Consider the following 19,149-nt stretch of genomic DNA (forward strand, 5'->3'; position numbering starts at 1 on the left):
AAGATGGCCAAGCCTGACTTGAAAGACATCGAGGCCGCGGAAAAAAAGCCGCTATGGCAGCGGCTCGGTTGGCTGGCGGCGATTTGGGCCGGTAGCGTGCTGGCATTGTTCATCGTAGCCAGCTTGATGCGGATGTTCATGAACGCCGCGGGTTTGACGACTCACTGACGGAGTTATTTGCGGGCGTTGAGGATCACGAACTTCGGCGTGGCGGCCACCTGCTCGACACCGCGGAACAGCCGCGCCAGCTTGCTGTGATAGCCCAGGTGGCGGTTGCCGACGATGTACAGCGCGCCGCCGACCACCAACGCTTCACGGGCCTGCTGGAACATGCGCCAGGCAAGGAAATCGCCCACCACTTGCTGCTGATGGAAGGGCGGGTTGCACAGCACCACATCCAGGGACTGCGCTTCTTGCCCGGCCAAGCCATCGCCCGCCCTCACGATCACTTCGCGCTCGCCCAGGGCGGCTCGCCAGTTTTCGGCGGCTGATTGCACGGCCATGTACGACTCGTCCACCAGGGTGTAGCGAGCGTCCGGGTTAGCCAGGGCGCTGGCAATGGCCAGCACGCCGTTGCCGCAACCCAGGTCCGCAACACGCGCCGAGCCCAGGTTTTTTGGCAGATGCGGCAGGAAGGCGCGGGTGCCGATGTCCAGCCCTTCACGGCAGAATACATTGGCATGATTGAGCAACTCGATGTTCGGCTCATCCAGCGCATACCGAGTGGGGTAAGGGGAAGCGGCCGGTGTCCTCGGTTGCGGCGTGGCAATCAACAGACGGGCCTTCTTGACAGCGAGCGAGGCCTGCACCGGGCCGACGTAGCGCTCCATCAGGTCGCCTGCGGCCCGGGGCAGGTGCTTGACCATCGCGGCAGCGATCACCTGGGCCCCTGGTGCCAGTTGCCCTTGCAGCCGGATCAGTTGCTCCTCCAGCAGCGCCAGGGTCTTGGGCACCTTGACCAGGACACAATCGAAAGGCCCCGTCAGCGCTTCGCTGGCCGGCACGATGGGCACCGTATCGAACGGCAAGCCGTTGCGCACCAGATTCTTTTCCAATGCCTGCAGCGCCAGGAACGAGTCACCGCTGCTGGTGACCTTGACCTTGCCTGCGAGGCTGGCCGCCAGGGCGCCGAAGCCATCATTGAGTACCAGCACCCGAGTTTCCGCGCCCGGTTGCTGTTCGGCCAGGTGCGCAAGCAAATATTCATCGGCAGCGTCGAACGCTTGCAGGGGTTCGTTCGGCTGTTCGGGCTGGCGGATCAGGTCGAGTTGGGCGAAGGGAGTATCGAGCAAGGGCATGGCTGGGACTCTGGCAAATCAACGGGTGTCCCGCTGCCTTGGGCAGGTCTGTCAGCGGGACCTCCTGAATGAACTGCGTCGCGGACTAGGCGCGTCATCATTCAAGTGGGGCCGTAAATGGTACTTTTTTTTGCCAGGCATTACCCGTGGGTTTTTGCAGACTGAGCGGTTACCTAGATCACATGGATGTGCGCAGCTTTCGCCACCGCCGAGATTTTATTGGTCACATTCAACTTCCGCATGCAGCTGCAGACATGGAAATTCACGGTACGTTCGGACAGGCACAGGATGCGCCCGACCTCCGACGCCGTCTTTCCTTCCGCGGACCACCTCAGCACTTCGATCTCCCGGGGGGAGAGGTGGTAGGTTTGCGGGGGCACCATATTGTCGACCAGCTTCTTGCCCGCCAGAGCATGCAGTTTCTGGCTGGCGAAGATGGCATAGCCAAGGTTCCCATAGTGCTCGTCGGCATCGATCGGACAATGCGTCCTGGCGAGGCTGAATAAACTGTAATGGGAGCCGTGCTCATCATGTATGGCTTGTGTCCAGCCGTGCCTGAGACCCTGTCGGTTAAGTTCCCGCCATAACTTGGGTGCTTCGGAAAATGCACTTTCACTCCACAGGATAGGTAATGCGGACTGGTTGCAATGCGCCACTATCGGGTCATTGTTCACGTAACCATTTTGTTCATAAAGCCGGTCCCATCCATAAGGGTAATTATTAATATTGATCTTGCTGGCATACCGATCGGGAACGCCCGAGTATGCGGCAAAGGCGCAGTATTCAAATCCTTGAAAATTAAAGAAATCCAGTACCAGACGATAGGCCCTTTGCAAGTCCTTTTCACATGACAGTTTTCGCAGTTGCAAGTCCTTCCACTCGTCCATTGCATTTCTCCTTTGGAACTTTCAACGAGGTGGATCCAATCGGTGACGCAAAAATGAGTGTAGGACTTTTCCTTGCTCGGTAGTTAGATTTTTTTCTTTTGTCTGGCGTCGTCGCTATTGACGAAGGCACTTTATTAACAGTGTTTTTGATACATGTTTTTAACTTTGTAGAGCTTTATCCACCGATGTACAAGGTGGGTGGCTTAACGCTATCAATCTTCGGCGGTGGTTAATATCCTCACTTTGCGGGACACTGCAGGCCTTGTTCGATTGGAGTGCCCCATGACCGACAATGCAGAAAAGTTTACCCGCCAGAGACTGGTCGACGTACAAACGTTGACGCCTCACTTGTTTACGCTACGCACCACCAGGGATCGCGGTTTCCGCTTCCGGGCTGGTCAGTTCGCCCGGCTCGGTGTCGTCAAGGCGGATGGGAGCACCGTCTGGCGCGCTTATTCCATGGTGTCATCGCCGTTCGACGAGTTTCTCGAGTTCTTTTCGATCGTCGTCCCGGGCGGTGAATTCACCAGCGAGCTGAGCCGTCTGAAACCAGGGGATAATCTGCTGGTCGAGCGCCAGGCCTTTGGCTATTTGACGCTGGACCGTTTTGTCGACGGTCGTGATCTATGGCTGTTGTCCACGGGAACGGGTGTCGCCCCGTTTCTTTCGATCCTGCAGGATTTCGAGGTCTGGGAAAAATTCGAACGGATCATCCTCGTCTACAGTGCGCGGGAGGCCAGGGAACTGGCGTACCAGGACCTTATCGAGGGGTTGTTCCAGCGAGACTACCTGGCCGAATACGCGCATAAGTTCCGGTTTATATCGACCGTCACCCGAGAGCAGGTTCCAGAGGCCCTTAACGGGCGAATCACTACGTTGATAGAGAACGGTGAGCTGGAACGGGTCGCCGGTGTCCCGCTGACGCCTGAGCATTCCCGGGTCATGCTGTGCGGCAATCCCCAGATGATTGACGACACGCGCAAGCTGCTCAAGGCCAGGGGCCTGCAACTGAGCCTCACCCGCCGGCCCGGCCAGGTAGCGGTGGAAAACTATTGGTAGAAAAATGGCGTCCCGGGGACGCCATTTCTAGGCGCGGGAATATCAGGGCCGTTCGTTCTGGGCCTTGAGCAAGTCGCGGATCTCACTCAGCAATAGCTCTTCCTTGGTCGGCACAGGGGGGGCGCTCGGGGCGACGGCTTCTTCGCGCTTGAGCCGGTTGATGGCCTTGACGCCCATGAAGATCGCGAACGCGACGATGATGAAGTCCACTGTGCTCTGGATGAATTTGCCATAGGCCAGCACAACTGCCGGCGTATCGCCTTGGGCGGCCTTGAGGGTGATGGCCAGGTCGCTGAAGTCCACCCCGCCGATCAGAAGGCCGATCGGAGGCATGACTACGTCACCCACGAACGACGAAACGATCTTGCCGAAAGCAGCACCGATGATGATCCCGACGGCCATGTCGACGACATTGCCTTTGACCGCGAAGGCCTTGAACTCGCTTAGCACGCCCATGAATGATTCCTTGTGACAGATGAGTTGATAGCCGCAGTGTAAGCCAGTCATCGGTGTCTCGCTCGACATGATTGCTTACAAAGCGTGCCTGTAATCGACCCGGCCCCCCGCGAAAAGTTTACAAAGTGCCACCAATCGCGCGCGATACGCGCTTCAGGGCTGACTCCCTATATTGTTTTTTCTATCAGCGCGGTATGGCATTTCTATTTAGGTTTTCATTTTCCGAGCACTAGCCTCTGAAAGGCGCACATGGATGCGCTTTATAAAATCAGAGGAAACTTCAATGAACACTTCCCTTGGCCTCGGCGCTATGTCCGGTCGCCGTTCCCTTGTTGTGCTGACCGCCAGCCTGTTTTCCCTGTCCATCAATGCCGCCACGCTGACTCGCGATAATGGTGCAGCGGTAGGCGACAACCAGAACTCGCAAACGGCGGGGCCCAATGGCCCAACCTTGCTTCAGGATGTGCAATTGATCCAGAAGCTTCAGCGGTTCGACCGCGAACGTATCCCCGAGCGCGTCGTCCATGCCCGTGGCACCGGTGCCCATGGCGAATTTACCGTGTCCAATGATTTGAGCGACCTGACCAAGGCCAAGGTTTTCGCGGCGGGCCAGGTCACGCCAGTGTTCGTACGTTTTTCCGCCGTGGTGCATGGCAATCATTCGCCCGAAACACTGCGCGACCCGCGTGGCTTTGCCACCAAGTTCTATACGGCGGAGGGTAACTGGGATCTGGTGGGTAATAACTTCCCGACATTTTTCATCCGTGACGCTATCAAGTTCCCTGACATGGTCCACGCGTTCAAACCCGATCCGCGAACCAACCTGGATGATGACTCCCGTCGTTTCGACTTCTTTTCCCATGTTCCAGAAGCGACTCGCACCCTGACCGAGTTGTATTCAAACTCCGGGACACCAGCCAGTTACCGCGAGATGGACGGTAACGGTGTACATGCTTACAAACTGATCAACTCAAAGGGCGAGATCAGTTACGTAAAGTTTCATTGGAAAAGTTTGCAAGGCCTCAAAAATCTCGACCCGAAAGAAGTGGTGAAAGTACAAGGACAGGATTACAGCCATATGACCAACGATTTGGTCAGCCATATCAATAAGGGGGACTTTCCAAAGTGGGACTTGTTCGTCCAGGTGCTCAAGCCTCAGGACCTGGCCAAGTTTGACTTCGATCCATTGGACGCGACCAAGATATGGCCGGATGTTCCTGAGCGAAAAGTTGGGCAAATGGTGTTGAACCGTAATCCGGCGAATGTTTTCCAGGAAACCGAACAAGTGGCAATGGCGCCGGCGAACCTGGTGCCGGGTATCGAGCCTTCGGAAGACCGGTTGTTGCAGGGGCGGGTGTTTTCCTATGCCGATACGCAAATGTACCGGGTTGGGCCGAACGCGCTGCAGTTGCCAATCAATGCCCCCAAGGTCGCTGTCAACAACGGCAACCAGGATGGCGCGATGAATTTTGGCAAGACCAGCACCGGCGTGAATTACCAGCCGAGCCGCTTGATGCCCCGTGAAGAACAACAAGCGGCGCGCTATAGCCAGGCCGAGCTGACCGGTAGCACCCAACAGGCGAAAATCCAGCGCGAGCAGAACTTCAAGCAGGCGGGCGACCTGTACCGCTCGTTCAACCAAAAGGAGCGCAGTGACTTGATCGAGAGTTTTGGTGGGTCTTTGGCGACTACCGATGACGAGAGCAAGCACATCATCCTGTCGTTCCTCTACAAGGCCGATCCTGAATACGGGACGGGAGTGGCCCGTGTCGCCAAGGGCGACCTGGCGCGGGTCAAGGCGCTGGCCGAGAAGCTGAGCGACTGATCCGCTTATGGGAGCCGAGTGGGTTCGGCTCCCATAATTCGCAGTCGCATGGAGAGGTCATGATGCGTAAGTTCCTTTCATTGATATTAGTCACATGGTCATGGGCTGTGCTGGCCGATCAGGCTCCGACCGCCGGCGCGGATGAGGTGCGGGCACAGTTGCAAGATTATTATTTCGATGCCGCCCGCCGGGGCGATGTGCCGATGCTCGATACCTTCATCGAGGCCGGCTATTCGCTGGACACGCGGGATGAGAAGGGCTACACCGCGCTGATCCTGGCGGCGTATCACGGTCATGGCCCGGCGGTCGAGCGTCTGTTGGTCGCCGGGGCGGATGCCTGTGCCCAGGACAAACGTGGCAACACCGCGTTGATGGGGGCGATTTTCAAGGGCGAAGTGCAGATCGCGCGTCGTTTATTGTCCACCGATTGCAGCCCAGACCAGCGCAACGGTGCCGGGCAGACCGCCGCGATGTATGCCGGTCTGTTCAAGCGTGGCGAGTTGCTCGATGCCCTGAAGGCCAAGGGGGCCGACCTGGAGGCCAGGGATCCGTTGGGCAACACCCCGGCAGATCTGGCAAAGGGTGAAATCAGAATGCCGGCCCCGCGGTAAAGCCCGGCTGTTATCATCGCGGTTTTTACCCGGAGTTCAGATGGCCAAGGCAAAGCGCATGTACGGCTGCACCGAGTGCGGCTCGACCTTTCCCAAATGGGCCGGCCAATGCAGCGAATGCGGGGCCTGGAACACTCTGACCGAAACCATGGTGGAAAGCGGCGGCGCGGCGGCGCCCACCGGGCGTACGGGCTGGGCCGGCCAGCAGGCGCAGATCAAGACGCTGGCCGAGGTCAGCGTTGAGGAAATTCCGCGGTTCTCCACGGCATCCGGTGAGCTGGACCGCGTGCTGGGCGGTGGTCTGGTGGACGGTTCGGTGGTGTTGATCGGCGGCGATCCGGGCATCGGCAAGTCCACCATCCTGTTGCAGACGTTGTGCAATCTCGCCACGCGCATGCCGGCGCTGTATGTCACTGGCGAAGAATCCCAGCAGCAGGTGGCCATGCGCGCCCGGCGCCTGGGGTTGCCCCAGGATCAGTTGCGAGTCATGACCGAGACTTGCATCGAAACGATCATCGCCACGGCGCGCCTGGAAAAACCCAAGGTCATGGTGATCGACTCGATCCAGACAATTTTTACCGAACAACTGCAATCGGCCCCGGGCGGCGTGTCCCAGGTGCGCGAGAGCGCTGCGTTGCTGGTGCGTTACGCCAAGCAGAGCGGCACGGCGATTTTCCTGGTAGGCCACGTCACCAAGGAAGGCGCGCTGGCCGGGCCACGGGTGCTGGAGCACATGGTCGATACCGTGCTGTATTTCGAAGGCGAATCCGATGGTCGCCTGCGATTGCTGCGGGCGGTGAAGAATCGCTTCGGCGCCGTCAACGAACTGGGTGTATTTGGCATGACCGACAGGGGCTTGAAGGAAGTATCCAACCCCTCGGCGATCTTTCTGACACGCGCCCAGGAAGAAGTTCCAGGCAGCGTTGTCATGGCTACGTGGGAAGGCACCCGACCGATGCTGGTGGAAGTGCAGGCGTTGGTGGATGACAGTCACCTGGCGAACCCGCGCCGTGTCACGTTGGGGCTGGATCAGAACCGATTGGCGATGTTGCTGGCTGTCCTGCACCGGCACGGCGGGATTCCTACGCACGACCAAGACGTTTTTCTCAACGTGGTGGGCGGAGTCAAGGTGCTGGAGACCGCATCCGACCTGGCACTGATGGCAGCGGTCATGTCCAGCCTGCGAAACCGGCCGCTGCCCCACGATTTGTTGGTGTTTGGGGAAGTGGGGTTGTCGGGAGAAGTGCGACCGGTGCCCAGTGGCCAGGAGCGGCTGAAAGAAGCGGCCAAGCATGGCTTCAAGCGCGCCATCGTGCCCAAGGGCAATGCGCCGAAGGAGGCGCCGGCGGGGTTGCAGATCATCGCGGTGACACGTCTGGAGCAGGCGTTGGATGCGTTGTTCGAATAGCACCGAGGCGGGTGCGGTCCACTGTGGTGAGCGGATTTATCTGTGGCGAGGGGATTTATCCCCGCTGGGCTGCGCAGCAGCCCCAAAAAAGCGACCCCAATCAACCTGGCACACCGAGTTGTCAGGTTTAGGGCTGCTTTGCAGCCCAGCGGGGATAAATCCCCGCGCCACAGGGGGCACCGCTGGATTCAAATCTGGATCAGCGCCGCCAGTTCCCGCTCCAGTTCATCATGGTCGGCCAGGTTCAGTTCCACCAATCGACGCAAGTGGGCGATGGAATCCAGGTCGATATGCTCGCAGACGAAGCCCAGGTGGCCGTGGTCGTCGTGAGCCAGCCGGACTTCCATCTTGACCTCTGCCTCCGGGCTCAGGTGGATGTCTGCCATGAAAGGCGCCTCGGGATCACCGAGCCAAGGCTGGGGCTTTTCGATCAGCAGCCCCTTGAGGGACAGGTCCAGCAACTTCACTGGCCAGATGAAGGGCCCTTGGCTCAGTTCGGTCTTGGCATGGAATTCAATTCGTACGAAGCGGCGGCGTTCGCTCATTACCCGTTCCCCCTGAAGATCCACTGACTATAGACCCAACTGGCGCGCCGTCGTTGTCGTTCGGTCAGTGGCCGACGAATGTCGGGGTATGGCCTTTACGCTGGTTAGCGCTAAACTCCAGTGGCTATCTTTCTTGTCCACCCTGGCTGGAATATAAAAATGAAAAACAATAATAGCCTGCTACGCCATCTGCCCTGGCTACTGCTGGCCGTCGTAGGAGCGTGCGCCTTGGGCGTCGTGGCATTGCGTCGAGGCGAGGCGATCAACGCCCTCTGGATCGTCGTCGCAGCCGTGGCCATTTACCTGGTCGCCTATCGCTACTACAGCCTCTTCATCGCCAACAACGTGATGCAACTCGATGCGCGCCGGGCCACGCCTGCCGTGCTCAACAACGATGGCCTGGACTACGTCCCGACCAACAAGCACATCCTGTTCGGCCACCACTTCGCGGCCATTGCCGGCGCGGGGCCGCTGGTCGGGCCGGTGCTGGCCGCGCAGATGGGCTACCTGCCCGGCACGCTCTGGCTGATCGCCGGCGTGGTGCTGGCCGGTGCGGTGCAGGACTTCATGGTCCTGTTCCTGTCCACCCGCCGCAACGGTCGCTCCCTGGGCGACATGGTGCGCGAGGAAATGGGCCGTATTCCCGGCACCATCGCGCTGTTCGGCTGCTTCCTGATCATGATCATCATCCTCGCGGTGCTGGCGCTGATCGTGGTCAAGGCCCTGGCCGAGAGCCCGTGGGGCATCTTCACGGTGATGGCGACCATCCCGATCGCGATGTTCATGGGCATCTACATGCGCTACATCCGCCCGGGCCGCATCGGCGAGATCTCGATCATCGGCGTGCTGTTGCTGTTGGGTTCGATCTGGCTGGGCGGGCAGATCGCCGCCGATCCGGTCTGGGCCAAGGCCTTCACCTTCACCGGAATCCAGATCACCTGGATGCTGATCGGCTACGGTTTTGTCGCGGCGGTCCTGCCGGTGTGGCTGATCCTGGCGCCACGGGACTACCTGTCGACCTTCCTCAAGATCGGCACCATCGTCGCCCTGGCGATCGGCATCCTGGTCACCATGCCCGAGCTGAAAATGCCCGCGCTGACTCAGTTCACCGACGGCACCGGGCCGGTGTGGAAGGGCGGCTTGTTCCCGTTCCTGTTCATCACCATCGCCTGCGGCGCGGTCTCGGGTTTCCATGCGCTGATCTCCTCGGGCACCACGCCCAAGCTGCTGGATAACGAAACCAATGCCCGCTACATCGGTTACGGCGGCATGCTGATGGAGTCCTTCGTGGCCATCATGGCGATGGTTGCCGCCTCGGTGATCGAGCCGGGCGTGTACTTCGCCATGAACAGCCCGGCGGCGATCGTCGGCACTGACGTGGTGGCCGTGGCCCAGACCGTCAGCAGTTGGGGCTTTGCAATCACCCCCGACGCGCTGCAAGCGGTGGCCAAGGACATCGGTGAGACCACCATCCTGGCCCGTGCCGGCGGTGCGCCGACCCTGGCGGTCGGTATCGCGCAGATCCTGCACTCGGTGCTGCCGGGTGAGAACACCATGGCCTTCTGGTACCACTTCGCGATCCTGTTCGAAGCGCTGTTCATCCTCACCGCGGTGGACGCCGGCACCCGTGCCGGGCGGTTCATGCTGCAGGATCTGCTCGGCTCGTTCGTGCCGGCCCTCAAGCGTACCGAATCCTGGACCGCCAACCTGATCGCCACTGCCGGCTGCGTCGCGCTGTGGGGTTACTTGCTGTACCAGGGCGTGATCGATCCGCTGGGCGGCATCAACACCTTGTGGCCGCTGTTCGGCATCTCCAACCAGATGCTGGCCGGTATCGCGCTGATGCTCGCCACCGTGGTGCTGATCAAGATGAAGCGCCAGCGCTACGTCTGGGTCACGCTGCTGCCGGCGAGCTGGCTGCTGATCTGCACCACCACCGCGGGCCTGATCAAGCTGTTCGACGCCAACCCGGCGATCGGCTTCCTGGCCCTGGCGCGCAAATACAACGATGCCCTGGCCGCCGGCCAGATCCTGGCCCCGGCCAAGAGCATCGAGCAGATGCAGCACGTGGTGTTCAACGCCTACACCAACGCAACGCTGACGGTATTGTTCCTGTTCGTGGTCTTCAGCATCCTGTTCTACGCGCTCAAGGTCGGCATCGCCGCCTGGGGCACGAAAGAGCGCACGGACAAAGAAGCGCCATTCCAGGCCCTGCCGGACGCTTGATAGAGGATTGCAACGATGTTCAATGACTTGAGTCGCCTCGGTAAATACCTCGGTCAGGCCGCCCGCCTGATGGTCGGCATGCCCGACTACGACAACTACGTCGAGCACATGCAAACCAAGCACCCGGACAAGCCGCTGATGGACTACGAGGCGTTCTTCCGAGAGCGCCAAGAGGCCCGTTACGGCGGCAAGGCCGGGCCTAAGTGCTGTTGAACTGAGGCCCATCCCTTGTGGGAGCGAGCCTGCTCGCGATAGCGGTGGGTCAGTTAATGATGAATTGACTGACCTGACGCCATCGCGAGCAGGCTCGCTCCCACAGTTGTTTTGGGCTGGTCTCAGGATTTTTGTACACCACCGGTTCCCTTGTGGGAGCGAGCTTGCTCGCGATAGCGGAGTGTCAGTTGACGAGGATTTGACTGACCTGACGCCATCGCGAGCAAGCTCGCTCCCACAGGATCCGCTTTCTTTTTCAGGCATCAAGGAGATTCAGTTTGTCCTCTCCCATCCCGGTCACGATCCTCAGCGGCTTCCTCGGCGCTGGCAAGACCACGCTGCTGCGTCATCTGCTCAAGGCCGAGCACGGCCTGAAAATTGCCGTGATCGAGAACGAATTCAGCGATGCAGGCATCGATACCCAGTTGCTGGGCGAAGAGCCGGTGCAGGTCATGACCCTGGCCAACGGCTGCGTTTGTTGCACCATCCACACCGACCTCACCAAGGCCCTGTACTTGTTGCTCGAGCGGCTGGACAGCGGCGAGATCCAATTTGACCGCCTAGTGATCGAATGCACCGGTCTCGCCGATCCCGCACCGGTGGCGCAAACCTTTTTCATCGACGAGGACCTGCGTGAGCGCTACATCCTCGACGGTATCCTGACCTTGGTGGATGCCGCCCATGCCGACACCCACCTGGTCCAGGCCATTGCCCAGGCCCAGGTCGGATTTGCCGATCGCCTGCTATTGAGCAAGACAGACCTGGTCGACGCGGCCCATGTCGAGGCTCTTCGCGAACGCCTGATGCGCATCAACCGGCGGGCGCCGATTCGAGTGGTCGAACACGGCAAGATCGACCTGGCCGAATTGCTGGACATCCGCGGTTTCAACCTCAATGCGGACCTGGGCGCCGGGCTCAGCCTTCGTCCGGTTGGCAAGGCGACCACGGGCGATCGCATCAGCAGTCTGGTGCTGCGCACCGACAAGCCGCTGGACATCGACAAGCTCAGCGACTTCATGAACCAGTTGCTGGAAGAACACGGCAAGCAGTTGCTGCGCTACAAAGGCGTTTTGAACATCGCGGGCGAGTCCCGTCGGTTGGTATTCCAGGGTGTGCTCAAATTGTACGGTTTCGATTGGGACACCGATTGGGCGCCAGGCGAGGCCCGGGAAAGCGTTATCGTGTTCATCGCCGATGAATTGCCCGAAGAAAAGATCCGCGCCGGCTTCGAAGCCGCGCTCCACTGACCATCCACGCGTGGGGCAAGTGGTTTTCCAACGATAAAAAAACCGGCCACTGGGGCCGGTTTTTTTTTGCTACTGCTATCAGGCGCCGTATACCGGCAGCTTCTTGCAGATCGCCTTGACCTTCTCACGCACGGCGTCGATCACCGCTTCGTTGTTCAGGTCGGCCAGGATGTCGCAGATCCAGCCAGCCAGTTCCTTGCACTCGGCTTCCTTGAAACCGCGAGTGGTCACCGCAGGGGTGCCGAAACGCAGGCCCGAGGTGACGAACGGGGAACGTGGATCGTTGGGTACCGAGTTCTTGTTGACGGTGATGAACGCTTTACCCAGCGCCGCGTCAGCGTCTTTGCCGGAAATCTCTTGCTTGATCAGCGAGAGCAGGAACAGGTGGTTTTCAGTACCGCCGGACACCACGTCGAAGCCGCGCTCGATGAACACGCCGGCCATGGCCTTGGCGTTCTTCACCACTTGTTGCTGGTAGGCCTTGAACTCAGGCTGCAGGGCTTCCTTGAAGCAGATCGCCTTGGCTGCGATCACGTGCTCCAGCGGGCCGCCCTGGGCGCCTGGGAATACCGCCGAGTTCAGCTTCTTCTCAATGTCGGCGTTGGCGCGCGCCAGGATCAGGCCGCCACGTGGACCGCGCAGGGTCTTGTGGGTGGTGGTGGTGACCACGTCGGCGAATGGCACCGGGTTCGGGTACACGCCAGCGGCAACCAGGCCGGCAACGTGGGCCATGTCGACGAACAGGTAGGCCCCGACCTTGTCGGCGATCTCGCGAAAGCGCGGGAAATCGAGGATCTGGGAGTAGGCGGAGAAACCGGCCACGATCATTTTCGGCTTGTGCTCGAGGGCCAGGCGCTCGACTTCGTCGTAGTCGATCAGGCCATTGCCGTCGATACCGTACTGAACGGCGTTGTACAGCTTGCCGGAGGAGGAAACGCTGGCGCCGTGGGTCAGGTGACCGCCGTGGGCCAGGCTCATGCCCAGGATGGTGTCACCGGCCGACAGCAACGCCAGGTACACGGCGGCATTGGCCTGGGAACCTGCGTGTGGCTGGACGTTGGCGTAATCGGCGCCGAACAGCTGCTTGGCGCGGTCGATGGCCAATTGCTCGACCACGTCGACGTACTCGCAACCACCGTAGTAACGCTTGCCTGGGTAGCCTTCGGCGTACTTGTTGGTCAGTACCGAGCCTTGAGCTTCCATCACCGCTGGGCTGGTGTAGTTTTCCGAAGCGATCAGCTCGATGTGCTCTTCCTGGCGCTGAGCTTCTTGCTCCATGGCGGCAAAGAGATCGGCGTCGTACTTGGCAATAGTCAAATCACGGCTGAACATGGCGGTCCTCAAGGATCGGGGCAGAAAAGGGGGGCATTCTACCTCAACCGGTTTTGGAAGGCATATGAAAGGGCGTCATGTCTTGGACGAATGGGTTTCATGCATTATTCAGTGATGTCTCGGCCGGCCCCATCGCGAGCAAGCTCGCTCCCACAGGGTTATGTGTACACAGGTTCAAATGTGGGAGCGAGCCTGCTCGCGATGAGGCCAGTCCAGACACCAAAAATTTCAGTCGATCATGAACAACGCATCATTGCTGAACTGCGCTTCAAACCGATTCGCCGGCATCGGCCGGCCGAACAGGTAGCCCTGTACTTCGTCGCAGCCGTGTTCGCGCAAGAAGTCCAGTTGCTCGTGGGTCTCGACGCCTTCGGCGATCACCGCCAGGTTGAGGCTGTGGGCCATGGCGATGATCGCTCGGGCGATCTGCGCGTCCTGCTCGCCGGACGGCAGGCCGTCGACGAAGGTGCGGTCGATCTTCAGCACGTCGATGGGGAATTGCTTGAGGTAGTTGAGCGACGAATAACCGGTGCCGAAGTCATCCACCGCGATACTCAGGCCAAGGTTTTTCAACCCGGCGAGGATCTGCATCGCCTCGCTGACTTCGCGCATCAGGATACTTTCCGTCAGTTCCAGCTCCAGGCAGGCCGGTGGCAGCCCAGTGCTGCGCAAGATATTGGCGATGCGTGTGCCGAGCTGGCCGTCGGAGAACTGCCGGGCCGAGATGTTGACCGAGACCTTCGGCACCCGGACCTTGGCCTGGTGCCAGGTCTTGAGCTGGCGACAGGCTTCGCTGATGACCCAGTCGCCGACGTCCACCACCAGGCCGAGTTCTTCCAGCACCGGGATGAAATCCCCCGGCGGCACCAACCCGCGTCGCGGATGGCGCCAGCGCAGCAAGGCCTCGGCGCCGGTCAGGCGCTTGCCGTCGCCGCTGAACTGGGGTTGGTAATAGAGCACGAACTCATTCTGCTCCAAGGCGTGGCGCAGGTCGCTTTCCAATTCCAGCCGCTCCAGGGCGCTGGCGTTCATGTCGGCCTGGTAGAACTGGAAGTTGTTCTTGCCGCGCTCCTTGGCGTGATACATGGCCGTGTCGGCGTTCTTCATCAATTGGCTGAGTTCGTTGCCGTCCTGGGGGCTGAGGGCGATACCGATACTGGCGGTGACGAAAAACTCGCGACCTTCGAGCACGAAGGGCCGGACGAGGCTGGCAAGGATCTGCTCGGCCACGGTGATCGCCCGGTTCAACGCCATCTCGCGAGTGGCTCGCGGTTGCAGCAGCAGGGTGAATTCATCGCCGCCCATGCGCGCCACGGTGTCGTCGTCGGCTACGCAGCCGAGCAGGCGCGTCGCCATTTCCTTGAGCATCCGGTCGCCAGCGGCATGGCCCAGGGAGTCGTTGATCGGCTTGAAGCGGTCCAGGTCGAGAAACATCAGCACGACCCAGGTCTTCTGCCGCTCGGCTGACTGCAGCGCGGTGTGCAGACGGTCCTGGAACAGCGTGCGGTTGGGCAGGTGAGTCAATGCGTCGTAGTAGGCCAGGCGATGGATGCGCTGCTCGCTGGCCTTGCGTTCGCTGATGTCGCTGAAGAAACACACGTAGCTGGCAAGGTCGCCTTCGTCGTCGAGCACCGCCGTGATGCCGACCCAGGCCGGGTAATGTTCACCATTACGGCGCTTGAGCCAGACTTCGCCTTCCCAGGTGCTGTGTTGTTGCAGTTGCTTGAGCACGTAGCGCAAATGGGCTTCCTGCTGCTCATCCACGGTCAGCATGGTGGGCAGTTGGTCGAGCACTTGCGATACCGCGTAACCGCTGACGCGACTGAACGCCTCGTTGGCCTGAACGATGTAGCCGGCCGGGTCGGTGATCAGGATCGCCGATGTCGAGTGCTCGAATACGGTGGCGGCCATGCGCAGGTCTTTTTCGGCGCGCCGCTGCTGGCTGATGTCACGGCCCACCCCCAGTACACCTTCGAACGCGCCATGGTCATCCCACACCAGCACCAGCCGCAGCTCGATAGGGATCTTGCGCCCATCGGCGCGCAGGCAGTCGAACAGATACAACTGGGTCTGCATCTGGTTGCGCAGCTCGGTCAGTTGGTCGGGCTTGTCGAGGGCCTTGCTGAGGCGGTCCATCAGGCTGTAGATGCCGGTCAGTTGTTGCGGGTTGGCGATGGTCGACTGCCAGCCGTTCTGGAAGATCGAGTCGGCGGTGTAGCCCAGCACCGCCTGGACGGACGGGCTGACATAGTTGAGCGACAGCTTGCTGTCGGTCGAGAAAATCACATCGCTGATGCTTTCGGCGAGCATCCGGTAGCGTTGCTCGCTGTCGCGCAGCGATTCGCTGGCCTCGATCTGCTCGGTGATGTCCTTGGCCACGCCGATGATCCGGGTCACCTGGTCGTAGCGGTCCCGGGCCAGGGCCTGTTCTCGGACCTCGAAACGGCGCCACTTGCCGTTGCGATGGCGGAACCGCAGCTGGCATTGCAGCAACTGCGTGTAGCCGCCGCGCCGCTGTTCCTGGCGTAGCGTGTGATAGTGATCGGCGTCGTCGCTGTGCAGCAGGATTTCCCAGAAATACTCGCCCATCTGGTGCAGTTCGGTTCGGTCGTAGCCGAGCGTCTGGCCCAGGTGGTGGTTGCTGAAGATCATCCGCTGGCTGATCACATCCTGCACATAAAGATGATCCGGAACGGTGCGCACCACATCGGACCAGAACCCTTCGCGTTCCAGTAGTGACAGTTCGATCAGCTTGCGGCTGGTGATGTCGCTGATGCTCAGGATGACCGCGTTATAGTCGTGCTGTGTTTCCGGCAGGCGCAACACCAGCCACAGATGCTGATCCCGGCCGTGGGCGTCCTGGAGCCTGATTTCCAGCTCCAGCTGTTTATGGGGATCGAGCAACGCTTCGAGCAGTTTCGAACCGACCGGGTTGTTGTCCTTTTCGGCGTTGCCAACCAGCAGTTGCCAGGCTTGTTGGCAGGAGTCGACATTGAGCAGCTTCAACGCCACCTGGTTGACTTCGGTGACGTGCACTTGCTGTTGCAACTGTTCGAGCTGTTGCGGAACCTGCAACCAGGCGCGCAATTGCTCGCCGTTGTGCAGACCAGTCCTGGCAAAAAACGCCTTGAGGCCGGACAGGTCGAGCACGCAGAGGGCCACGCCGGTGCCCTCGAAAATGTCCTGATAGCGACGGCGCCCTTCGTGCAGCTGCCGCTGGCGTCGGCGCATGTTCAGCAGGGCAATGACCGGCAACATGGAAAACGCCAGGCCCAGCAGGCATTTGCCGATGAAGGCCGGGAGCAGCTGCTCGAGCACCTGGCGCCGGTCGAACAGCCCGCGCAGCTGCCAGTCGCTGCTGCTCAGGGGGACGGTCAACACCGTGTTGCTCAGGTCCTGCGGGGTCAGTTGGGACGGGGTGATCGTGGGCAGGCTTTCGTCGCGGCTGATGATCTGCCGATTGAGACGGTTCTCCACCAGCCACAGTGGCCGCAGGCCCGTATCGCCCTGTTTGGTCAATGTCGAAAAGAAACTCGGAGACAGGCGCAGCGCCCAGTATCCGCGAGAGCTGCCGCTGGCCTGGTGCAACAGCAGATGCACCACGGAGCCGTCCTCGGCATTACTGAAATAGTGAGCCTGGGCGCGACTGCGCCGTACCAGTTCGGCCAGGTAATCCGCGTCCTGGCTATCCGCGTCACTGTCGCTGAGCACTCTGCCGGAGGGGCTCAGCAGCGCCAGGCTGCGCAATTCGGGCAATGATTGCTTGAGCTTGCGCAACAGCGCCTGCTGTTCGTCGGCGGTTTGCGGTTGTTCGACGATCGGTAGCAGATTGAGGGCTATTTGCGCGTTCAGGGCCATGTTCAGGCTGACTTGCGCGGCGAGGTCGGCCGTGTAATCGATGGTGTATTGGCGCTGCTGCTGTTGGGTTTCGCGCAGTTGGTCAAGCAACTGCCAGAAGAGTAGCCCCAGCAACAACAGCACCAGCGAGGCCAGCCCGCCCTTCAATGTCCCGCGCAGGGGCAAGCCTGGCACGGCGACGGGTGCGCGTGGGGACGGGGGCGGAGTGACGTTGGACAAGCTGTAATCCTGCGGTTTGCTGGACTGGCGCGACGTCACTATAAGCCGGACGCCCGAAGGGCGGCTAGCATGCCTTGCCTTGTGGCAAAGTGCCAGCCCTCGGTGGCTGGACCTGGACCGACGGTTGAGGTAGCTTTGCCGGTCAAACAAGAGCGTTCCAGCTCCGGATTCCCAGGCTCCATCGGCTCGCAGGCAGTGATCAACATCAACTGCCCGCGCCGCGCATGGCCTGGCTCGTTCTTTTCACTGTCACTGACGCTAGGTTCACCATGGCTCAATACGTCTTCACCATGCATCGGCTGGGCAAAGTTGTTCCGCCGAAGCGGGAAATCCTGAAAAACATTTCTCTTTCCTTTTTCCCTGGCGCCAAGATCGGCGTACTGGGCCTCAACGGCTCGGGTAAGTCCACGCTGCTGAAAATCATGGCCGGCGTCGACAAGGAGTTCGACGGTGAAGCCCGTCCGATGCCCGACCTGAACATCGGCTACCTGCCGCAAGAGCCACAACTGGACCCGACCAAGACCGTGCGTGAAGTGGTCGAGGAAGCGGTCAGCGTGATCAAGGACGCCCAGGCGCGCCTGGACGAGGTCTACGCCGCCTACGCCGACCCGGACGCCGATTTTGACAAGCTGGCCGCCGAACAGGCCAAGCTCGAAGCGATCCTGCAGGCCAGCGACGGTCATAACCTGGATCGCCAGCTGGAAGTGGCCGCCGATGCGCTGCGCCTGCCGGCCTGGGACGCGAAAGTGGAACATCTGTCAGGCGGTGAAAAGCGTCGCGTGGCCCTGTGCCGCCTGCTGCTGTCCGCGCCGGACATGTTGCTGCTCGACGAACCGACGAACCACCTGGACGCCGACTCCGTCGCCTGGCTCGAACACTTCCTGCACGACTTCCCAGGCACCGTGGTTGCGATCACGCACGACCGTTACTTCCTGGACAACGTCGCCGGCTGGATCCTGGAACTCGACCGCGGCGCGGGCATTCCGTACGAGGGCAACTATTCGGGCTGGCTGGAAGCCAAGTCCGATCGTCTGGCCCAGGAGTCCAAGCAGCAGTCGGCCCATGAAAAAGCCATGAAAGAAGAACTGGAATGGGTGCGCAAGGGCGCCAAGGCCCGCCAGTCCAAATCCAAGGCTCGCCTGCAACGCTTCGAGGAAATGCAGTCTCAGGAATTCCAAAAGCGCAGCGAAACCAACGAGATCTACATCCCGGCCGGCCCGCGCCTGGGTGACAAGGTCATCGAATTCAAGAACGTCACCAAGGGCTACGGCGACCGCGTGTTGATCGACAACCTGTCGTTCTCCATGCCTAAAGGCGCCATTGTCGGTGTGATCGGTGGTAACGGTGCGGGTAAATCCACGCTGTTCCGCATGCTGATGGGCAAGGAAACCCCGGACTCCGGCACCATCGAGATCGGTGAAACCGTGCAACTGGCCTGCGTCGACCAGAGCCGTGAGGACCTGGACGGCAGCAAGACCGTGTTCCAGCAGATCTCTGACGGTTCCGACCAGATCCGTATCGGCAACTATGAAATCCCGTCGCGCACTTATGTCGGTCGTTTCAACTTCAAGGGCGGCGATCAGCAGAAGTTCGTCAAGGATCTCTCCGGCGGTGAGCGCGGTCGCTTGCACCTGGCGTTGACGTTGAAGGAGGGCGGTAACGTCTTGCTGCTCGACGAACCGTCCAACGACCTCGACGTCGAAACCCTGCGTTCCCTGGAAGAAGCCTTGCTGGACTTCCCGGGCGCCGCCATTGTGATCTCCCACGACCGGTGGTTCCTTGACCGCGTGGCAACTCACATCCTGGCGTATGAAGACGACTCCCAAGCGGTGTTCTTCGAAGGCAACTACACCGAGTACGAAGCCGATCGCAAGAAACGCCTCGGCGAAGCCGCCGCCCAGCCGCATCGCGTACGGCACAAGAAACTGGCCTGATTCGGTCGGTTGCATGAAAAACGGAGCCTTC

Annotated in this window: 15 protein-coding genes; 9 read left to right on the forward strand and 6 right to left on the reverse strand. The window is 60.5% G+C overall.

Going from position 1 to position 19,149, the window contains the following annotated elements:
• The first annotated feature begins 3 nt into the window (after positions 1 to 3).
• Positions 4 to 168 (forward strand): DUF2474 domain-containing protein, encoded by a 165-nt coding sequence (locus M1D68_RS03720; protein WP_080942585.1) that lies wholly within the window; start codon positions 4 to 6, stop codon positions 166 to 168.
• Positions 169 to 173: 5 nt separating this feature from the next.
• On the opposite strand, the gene M1D68_RS03725 is transcribed toward M1D68_RS03720, so the two are convergent.
• Both M1D68_RS03725 and M1D68_RS03730 read right to left on the reverse strand, forming a co-directional pair.
• Positions 174 to 1,298: a methyltransferase gene (locus tag M1D68_RS03725; protein WP_457969325.1), complete on the reverse strand. Its 1,125-nt coding sequence runs from the start codon at positions 1,296 to 1,298 to the stop codon at positions 174 to 176.
• Positions 1,299 to 1,471: 173 nt separating this feature from the next.
• Positions 1,472 to 2,185, reverse strand: coding sequence for an autoinducer binding domain-containing protein (locus M1D68_RS03730; RefSeq protein ID WP_434562214.1), 714 nt, complete (start codon positions 2,183 to 2,185; stop codon positions 1,472 to 1,474).
• 282 nt (positions 2,186 to 2,467) lie between these two features.
• Here M1D68_RS03730 and M1D68_RS03735 point away from each other — a divergent pair, with 282 nt between their 5' ends.
• A complete protein-coding gene (locus tag M1D68_RS03735; protein ID WP_420767275.1) occupies positions 2,468 to 3,244 on the forward strand; it encodes a ferredoxin--NADP reductase in 777 nt (258 codons plus the stop codon).
• Positions 3,245 to 3,286: 42 nt separating this feature from the next.
• Here M1D68_RS03735 and mscL read toward each other — a convergent pair whose 3' ends face one another.
• Entirely contained in the window at positions 3,287 to 3,700 is a 414-nt protein-coding gene (gene mscL / locus M1D68_RS03740) for a large-conductance mechanosensitive channel protein MscL (protein ID WP_420767274.1), read from the reverse strand.
• 283 nt (positions 3,701 to 3,983) lie between these two features.
• On the opposite strand from mscL, the gene katB reads away from it, so the two are divergent.
• The 3 genes from katB (at position 3,984) to radA (ending at position 7,544) form a co-directional block, all read left to right on the forward strand.
• Positions 3,984 to 5,525, forward strand: coding sequence for a catalase KatB (gene katB, locus M1D68_RS03745; RefSeq protein WP_457969328.1), 1,542 nt, complete (start codon positions 3,984 to 3,986; stop codon positions 5,523 to 5,525).
• Between the two features lie 62 nt (positions 5,526 to 5,587).
• Positions 5,588 to 6,136 carry an ankyrin repeat domain-containing protein gene (locus M1D68_RS03750; protein WP_457970679.1) on the forward strand — a complete coding sequence of 183 codons (549 nt, stop codon included), beginning with the start codon at positions 5,588 to 5,590 and terminating at the stop codon, positions 6,134 to 6,136.
• A gap of 40 nt (positions 6,137 to 6,176) precedes the next feature.
• Positions 6,177 to 7,544 (forward strand): DNA repair protein RadA, encoded by a 1,368-nt coding sequence (radA, locus tag M1D68_RS03755; protein WP_030140305.1) that lies wholly within the window; start codon positions 6,177 to 6,179, stop codon positions 7,542 to 7,544.
• A 188-nt stretch (positions 7,545 to 7,732) separates the two neighbouring features.
• Here radA and M1D68_RS03760 read toward each other — a convergent pair whose 3' ends face one another.
• Complete coding sequence (locus tag M1D68_RS03760; protein ID WP_457969330.1) at positions 7,733 to 8,089, reverse strand: PilZ domain-containing protein; 357 nt, start codon at positions 8,087 to 8,089, stop codon at positions 7,733 to 7,735.
• Between the two features lie 159 nt (positions 8,090 to 8,248).
• Between M1D68_RS03760 and M1D68_RS03765 the strand changes: the two genes are divergently transcribed.
• The 3 genes from M1D68_RS03765 to yjiA all read left to right on the forward strand — a co-directional run bounded on the left by M1D68_RS03765 (position 8,249) and on the right by yjiA (position 11,775).
• The gene (locus tag M1D68_RS03765; protein ID WP_420767271.1) at positions 8,249 to 10,315 is read left to right on the forward strand and encodes a carbon starvation CstA family protein; all 2,067 of its coding nucleotides are present in this window, start codon (positions 8,249 to 8,251) and stop codon (positions 10,313 to 10,315) included.
• A gap of 15 nt (positions 10,316 to 10,330) precedes the next feature.
• Positions 10,331 to 10,528, forward strand: a complete 198-nt coding sequence (locus M1D68_RS03770) for a YbdD/YjiX family protein (RefSeq protein ID WP_072390895.1) — start codon at positions 10,331 to 10,333, stop codon at positions 10,526 to 10,528.
• Positions 10,529 to 10,806: 278 nt separating this feature from the next.
• Positions 10,807 to 11,775: a GTPase gene (gene yjiA, locus M1D68_RS03775; RefSeq protein ID WP_434562220.1), complete on the forward strand. Its 969-nt coding sequence runs from the start codon at positions 10,807 to 10,809 to the stop codon at positions 11,773 to 11,775.
• A gap of 78 nt (positions 11,776 to 11,853) precedes the next feature.
• Here the strand turns inward: yjiA and glyA are convergent, their stop codons facing one another.
• Both glyA and M1D68_RS03785 read right to left on the reverse strand, forming a co-directional pair.
• Positions 11,854 to 13,107, reverse strand: a complete 1,254-nt coding sequence (glyA, locus tag M1D68_RS03780; protein ID WP_230153609.1) for a serine hydroxymethyltransferase — start codon at positions 13,105 to 13,107, stop codon at positions 11,854 to 11,856.
• A 228-nt stretch (positions 13,108 to 13,335) separates the two neighbouring features.
• On the reverse strand, positions 13,336 to 17,184 hold the full coding sequence (locus M1D68_RS03785; RefSeq protein WP_457969333.1) for a sensor domain-containing protein: 3,849 nt from the start codon (positions 17,182 to 17,184) through the stop codon (positions 13,336 to 13,338).
• A gap of 269 nt (positions 17,185 to 17,453) precedes the next feature.
• On the opposite strand from M1D68_RS03785, the gene ettA reads away from it, so the two are divergent.
• Positions 17,454 to 19,118, forward strand: a complete 1,665-nt coding sequence (gene ettA, locus M1D68_RS03790; RefSeq protein WP_420767658.1) for an energy-dependent translational throttle protein EttA — start codon at positions 17,454 to 17,456, stop codon at positions 19,116 to 19,118.
• The last annotated feature ends 31 nt before the right edge of the window (positions 19,119 to 19,149 follow it).

The organism is Pseudomonas sp. R4-84, from assembly GCF_054130985.1.

Bases quoted from the DNA above. Each gene is read 5' to 3' on its own strand.
- katB (WP_457969328.1), top strand. From the start codon at position 3,984: ATGAACACTTCCCTTGGCCTCGGCGCTATGTCCGGTCGCCGTTCCCTT.
- mscL (WP_420767274.1), bottom strand. From the start codon at position 3,700: ATGGGCGTGCTAAGCGAGTTCAAGGCCTTCGCGGTCAAAGGCAATGTC.
- M1D68_RS03770 (WP_072390895.1), top strand. From the start codon at position 10,331: ATGTTCAATGACTTGAGTCGCCTCGGTAAATACCTCGGTCAGGCCGCC.
- M1D68_RS03720 (WP_080942585.1), top strand. From the start codon at position 4: ATGGCCAAGCCTGACTTGAAAGACATCGAGGCCGCGGAAAAAAAGCCG.
- ettA (WP_420767658.1), top strand. From the start codon at position 17,454: ATGGCTCAATACGTCTTCACCATGCATCGGCTGGGCAAAGTTGTTCCG.
- M1D68_RS03750 (WP_457970679.1), top strand. From the start codon at position 5,588: ATGCGTAAGTTCCTTTCATTGATATTAGTCACATGGTCATGGGCTGTG.
- M1D68_RS03760 (WP_457969330.1), bottom strand. From the start codon at position 8,089: ATGAGCGAACGCCGCCGCTTCGTACGAATTGAATTCCATGCCAAGACC.
- M1D68_RS03765 (WP_420767271.1), top strand. From the start codon at position 8,249: ATGAAAAACAATAATAGCCTGCTACGCCATCTGCCCTGGCTACTGCTG.
- M1D68_RS03730 (WP_434562214.1), bottom strand. From the start codon at position 2,185: ATGGACGAGTGGAAGGACTTGCAACTGCGAAAACTGTCATGTGAAAAG.
- glyA (WP_230153609.1), bottom strand. From the start codon at position 13,107: ATGTTCAGCCGTGATTTGACTATTGCCAAGTACGACGCCGATCTCTTT.
- M1D68_RS03725 (WP_457969325.1), bottom strand. From the start codon at position 1,298: ATGCCCTTGCTCGATACTCCCTTCGCCCAACTCGACCTGATCCGCCAG.
- M1D68_RS03735 (WP_420767275.1), top strand. From the start codon at position 2,468: ATGACCGACAATGCAGAAAAGTTTACCCGCCAGAGACTGGTCGACGTA.
- radA (WP_030140305.1), top strand. From the start codon at position 6,177: ATGGCCAAGGCAAAGCGCATGTACGGCTGCACCGAGTGCGGCTCGACC.